Source organism: Pannonibacter sp. Q-1 (assembly GCF_054073275.1).
Window position 1 is genome coordinate 1 of the sequence record NZ_JBSXNB010000019.1, and the last position, 4,024, is coordinate 4,024.

Here is a 4,024-nt window from a genome sequence, read left to right on the forward strand (position 1 = left end):
AACCCCACCCAAAGGAGCCGCCATGTGGCTGAAGGTTCGCACCACTACCGAAGAGCATTCAACCTGGACGGCGAAAGCTCACTCGGCAGGGCTCACACTCTCCGATCTAGTGCGCCACGCTCTAGACGGCACTCGCATGCGGCGGCGGGATCGTGCTGCTGTCGATCCTGCCTTGCTGCGCCAGCTTGCGCACATCGGAAACAACCTCAATCAGCTGGCACGCTGGGCGAACCGGGACCGCTCCCGTGTAGAAGCCGCCGCCGTGATTGCCCACCTGATCGAGATTGACCGTGAGCTTGCGGTAATCCGATCACGCTTCGAGCAGGCCGCCAATGCTGATTAAGTTCTTCGCACGTGGACAGGGCAGCGGTCGCGGGCCGGTCGAGTACGTTACACGCGCAGACCTGACGGGCCGGGAGCCTGCCCCACCCGTGGTCTTGCGCGGTGACCCTGACCGCACCCGCGACTTGATTGACAGCATCGACCGTGAATGGCGGTACACGTCCGGGGTAATCTCCTTCGCTATCGAGGACGCACCCACCGAGGACCAGCAGTGTCAGGTGATGGACGAGTTTGAGGCCGCGGCCTTCGCAGGACTTGAACCCGATCAGTACGACATTCTGTGGGTCCGCCATCAACACACGGACGGGGGGCGGGTTGAGCTGCATTTCGTGACCCCGCGAATGGAGCTGACCACTGGCAAGGCCTTGAACATCGCCCCGCCGGGCTGGCAACGGCTCTACGATCCACTCAGGGACGCGCTGAACTATGAAAACGGGTGGGCGCGGCCTGATGACCCTGAGCGCGCCAGATCGCTCCAGAATGGCCCCAAACAGGCCTCAGAGCGCCTTCAAAGCCGCGAGGCTATCCATGGCTACCTAGAGGCCCAAATCGACGCTGGTGCCGTCTATGACCGCGCTACGCTCGTTGAGGCCCTATTGGGGGTCGGTCTTGAGGTCAACAGGCAAGGAAAAGACTACGTAACCGCCCTTGATCCGGAGAGCGGGGACAAGTTTCGGCTGAAAGGACCGATCTATGAACAAGGATGGACCTCCACACACGCCGTTGACGCCGCTCGCAGAGAGGTTGCACGCGAAAATAGCCGAGGAACGGCAGGCGCTAGAGCAGAAGATCTTGAACGAGCTCAAGACGCTCGCCGTGAGCTGTCTAGCCGGATCGAAAGCAGAGCTCGCCACCATTCAGACAGATATGGCCGCCCAGGTGCAGAGCACGCGGCGGACGCTGGCCGGGCTGCTGCGCTGGCCGCTCTGGACCGCGTTGGGCCTCCTTCTGGCGAGCTTGCTCTTGGCGCTGCTGTCCTCGCTTGGTCTTTGGATGCTGGCAAAATCGCAGTGGGAGGAGTTGAACACGATCCGGGCGCAGGTGAGCGACGAACAGGCCGCGCTATCGGATCTGATGGCCCAGACAGGCGGCGTGAGGATCTTGCGGGCCGCGAACGGGACGTTTCTCGTCCTGCCGGACTCCGCAGACCAAGCGAAATACACGTGCGACGGCAAGTCGTGCCTGAAGCTGAGCGAGAAGGGGAGCTAGGCCATGGACCAGTTGACACCGCTAGAGCGCGAATTGCTGCGATCCGTCAGCGAGTTGCAGACTGGTGCAGAGGCAGAAGCCGCCGAGTTAAAATCATTCTTGAAGAGATATCTGGACGAAAGAGAGCAAGAAACCTCCATTCGATTGACAGAATTAGAGAAATCTCTCGTAGCTTTGGCAAAGAGACAGAACTCTATAGAGAATTCGAACAGGTTAGAGTGGGAAAAACTGAACTCAAGATTGGATCAGTTGAACGCGGAATTACAGAAATCAACAGATCAATTGAAAGAATACGTATCGGACATGTCTCTATTGCTCAAAAGGCTATGAAGATCATCCGCCGTAAAGAGCGCGCTCATGACCGAGGCTGGGATAGCGGCCCTTCAGGGCCGGGCTGGTAGGCTGCTGCCGAGCCTGCGGCCCGCACGCCTGACCACAGCCCTACGCTATGTGTGTGCTTCGGGCTATGGACAGCCGCGCTCTTCAGAAGGTCACGCCACCCTCGTTGATCGGGTCTGAATACTCGATGTTCAGGTGCCGCTCTATCCGCTGGATGGCCGAGCTGATCCGCAGAACCTCTCGTTGATCGAGAGCGCCTTGGGAGCGAATGGCAACGATGCTGTGCTTCAAGTGATGCACTTCGTCGGCCAGCCGGCCGATCTGCTGGCTGATCTGCTTCAGCTCCTGGACGATTGCCTTGTTGTCGCTCATTTCGTGAAATCCTCAATATCAAGCTGGCGAGCGGGTAAATCCGGCTCGAAGCCGGGCAACGGAGGCTCAGCAGGCGGCGGCAGGCCGTCACCTGTAGGCAGCTGCTGTTCACCACGGTAGAGGCCGGGGATTTGCTGTAGCGGCTCTTGTCTGCCGAGCGCGTCGCGGTCTGGTTGCTCGCTCTCAGAAACGATCACTTTGGCAGTGAAGAGACTGAAGCGGATGCCGTCGCGCTTACCTGTCCATGCCACCCGATCGTTGACCACGTAGGCATTCACTGTACCGGTTGAGCCGATTTGGCGAACTTCGATCCAGTTCCGCCGGTTCAGCAGGGCTATGGCGTTTCTAACGCCACGCTCAGAAGCGTCTACCAGAGCGGCTAGTGATTTTTGGCTGATCACGACAGCATTGTGCTCACCCATCTGCATGACGAGTGCGTGCATTACCGCCGCTGCGAGCGGCGATTCACGGGTCAGCTTCATCCAAGCCTCATGAGCTGCCCGCTCGGTCTGGACCCACTGCATCCGGTTTTCTTTTTCAGGAAGATTTGACCGCATTGTCCATTTCCAATTTTTGGAAATTGAATGCCTCACCCCCGGCAATCCGTCAACAAAAAAAATGGAATTAGATTTCCAATTTCTGGAACCTGATTGCCGGACCCCGGCAATAGCTATTGCCGGGGGTGAGGCAATCCAGCGACACTTGATGACGCCTAAGTTATTGAAATCATTGAATCGGATTTTTCGGCCTTCTTAATGATCTAAACAGCCCCGGAACGGGTGCACTCAGTGCACAGTTGTCCATAGGCCAGAGCCGCCCCAACGAGCGTCAGGCCTGTGGTCAACTGTGTGGTGAGTGCACTCCGTGAGGAGCATGAAAAAGCGTGAGCGCAGCGAACTCAATTTTGCCTTCGGCAAAAAAACGGACACGCCTAGCCGGCGTGAAGTTATTCATGGTGGACGTGGCCACCTCACGACACTATCTGTATTTCAGTGTAATACACTTCATTGAGGTTTGATCATGGCTACCAGTCGCATGGTGCAAGCTCGGGTACCGGGCGATATTCAGGACGTTGCTACTCAGGTCATTCAAGCGTCAGGCCTGACGGTCAGTGATGTAGTGAGGGTCCTGATGACGCGGATTGCACAGGACCGGGCGATACCCGCCGCACTGTTCCAGCCGAATGCTGAGACATTGGAAGCCTTTGCCGAGATCAAGCGCGGTGGATTGAAGCGCTTTGATTCAGTCGATGCGCTGTTTGCTGATCTGCATGCGGACGATTGAGCGCACGACCGCATTCAAGCGGGATTTCAAACGCGAGGCCAAGGGCAAACACCGAGGCATTCTCGACACCGATCTACGCAAGATCATCCAGTCGCTCGCCAGTGATACGCCATTAGAGCCGCGCCACCGAGATCATGCGTTGTCGGGAGACTGGAAGGACTACCGCGACTGCCATGTGAAGCCGGACCTCGTATTGATCTACCAGCTTGTTGGCGATGACCGTTTGATCCTTGCCCGCCTCGGCTCACACTCAGAACTCGATCTGTAGCCATAGCGAACGCCGCTTGAATGGTGTACGCCTATTCGGGACCTATTTTGTGTTCTAAGCCAGCCTACTCTTGTGGCCACGCTCCGCGTGATCCACTGCGAGGCTGGTGAGGGGATGGCCTGTGGCCCTCCCCTTCAAACCCCACCCAAAGGAGCCGCCATGTGGCTGAAGGTTCGCACCACTACCGAAGAGCATTCAACCTGGACGGCG

7 protein-coding genes are annotated in these 4,024 nt (G+C 57.9%); 5 read left to right on the forward strand and 2 right to left on the reverse strand.

All coding sequences use genetic code 11. The annotated features are described in order from the left end of the window. The 3 genes from ACVNHC_RS24380 to ACVNHC_RS24390 form a co-directional block, all read left to right on the forward strand. A partial coding sequence (locus tag ACVNHC_RS24380) for a plasmid mobilization protein (RefSeq protein ID WP_457169879.1) occupies positions 1-343 on the forward strand: 343 nt, incomplete at its 5' end. Positions 344-1,035: 692 nt separating this feature from the next. Continuing rightward, a complete protein-coding gene (locus ACVNHC_RS24385) occupies positions 1,036-1,551 on the forward strand; it encodes a hypothetical protein (protein WP_457169880.1) in 516 nt (171 codons plus the stop codon). A gap of 3 nt (positions 1,552-1,554) precedes the next feature. Further along, positions 1,555-1,881, forward strand: a complete 327-nt coding sequence (locus tag ACVNHC_RS24390) for a hypothetical protein (RefSeq protein WP_457169881.1) — start codon at positions 1,555-1,557, stop codon at positions 1,879-1,881. A gap of 153 nt (positions 1,882-2,034) precedes the next feature. Here the strand turns inward: ACVNHC_RS24390 and ACVNHC_RS24395 are convergent, their stop codons facing one another. Together ACVNHC_RS24395 and ACVNHC_RS24400 are read right to left on the reverse strand one after the other, a co-directional pair. Next, complete coding sequence (locus tag ACVNHC_RS24395) at positions 2,035-2,262, reverse strand: hypothetical protein (protein ID WP_457169882.1); 228 nt, start codon at positions 2,260-2,262, stop codon at positions 2,035-2,037. Further along, positions 2,259-2,819 carry a hypothetical protein gene (locus tag ACVNHC_RS24400; RefSeq protein WP_457169883.1) on the reverse strand — a complete coding sequence of 187 codons (561 nt, stop codon included), beginning with the start codon at positions 2,817-2,819 and terminating at the stop codon, positions 2,259-2,261. Before ACVNHC_RS24400 ends, ACVNHC_RS24395 begins: the two co-directional genes overlap by 4 nt. Positions 2,820-3,282: 463 nt before the next feature. Between ACVNHC_RS24400 and ACVNHC_RS24405 the strand changes: the two genes are divergently transcribed. Beyond that, positions 3,283-3,546 (forward strand): type II toxin-antitoxin system RelB/DinJ family antitoxin, encoded by a 264-nt coding sequence (locus ACVNHC_RS24405; protein ID WP_457169884.1) that lies wholly within the window; start codon positions 3,283-3,285, stop codon positions 3,544-3,546. Continuing rightward, the gene (locus ACVNHC_RS24410) at positions 3,533-3,814 is read left to right on the forward strand and encodes a type II toxin-antitoxin system RelE/ParE family toxin (RefSeq protein WP_457169885.1); all 282 of its coding nucleotides are present in this window, start codon (positions 3,533-3,535) and stop codon (positions 3,812-3,814) included. Before ACVNHC_RS24405 ends, ACVNHC_RS24410 begins: the two co-directional genes overlap by 14 nt. The last annotated feature ends 210 nt before the right edge of the window (positions 3,815-4,024 follow it).

What these genes read in the sequence shown, in the direction of transcription:
- ACVNHC_RS24385 (WP_457169880.1), top strand. Translation starts at nt 1,036, where the DNA reads ATGAACAAGGATGGACCTCCACACACGCCGTTGACGCCGCTCGCAGAG.
- ACVNHC_RS24390 (WP_457169881.1), top strand. Translation starts at nt 1,555, where the DNA reads ATGGACCAGTTGACACCGCTAGAGCGCGAATTGCTGCGATCCGTCAGC.
- ACVNHC_RS24400 (WP_457169883.1), bottom strand. Translation starts at nt 2,819, where the DNA reads ATGCGGTCAAATCTTCCTGAAAAAGAAAACCGGATGCAGTGGGTCCAG.
- ACVNHC_RS24405 (WP_457169884.1), top strand. Translation starts at nt 3,283, where the DNA reads ATGGCTACCAGTCGCATGGTGCAAGCTCGGGTACCGGGCGATATTCAG.
- ACVNHC_RS24395 (WP_457169882.1), bottom strand. Translation starts at nt 2,262, where the DNA reads ATGAGCGACAACAAGGCAATCGTCCAGGAGCTGAAGCAGATCAGCCAG.
- ACVNHC_RS24410 (WP_457169885.1), top strand. Translation starts at nt 3,533, where the DNA reads ATGCGGACGATTGAGCGCACGACCGCATTCAAGCGGGATTTCAAACGC.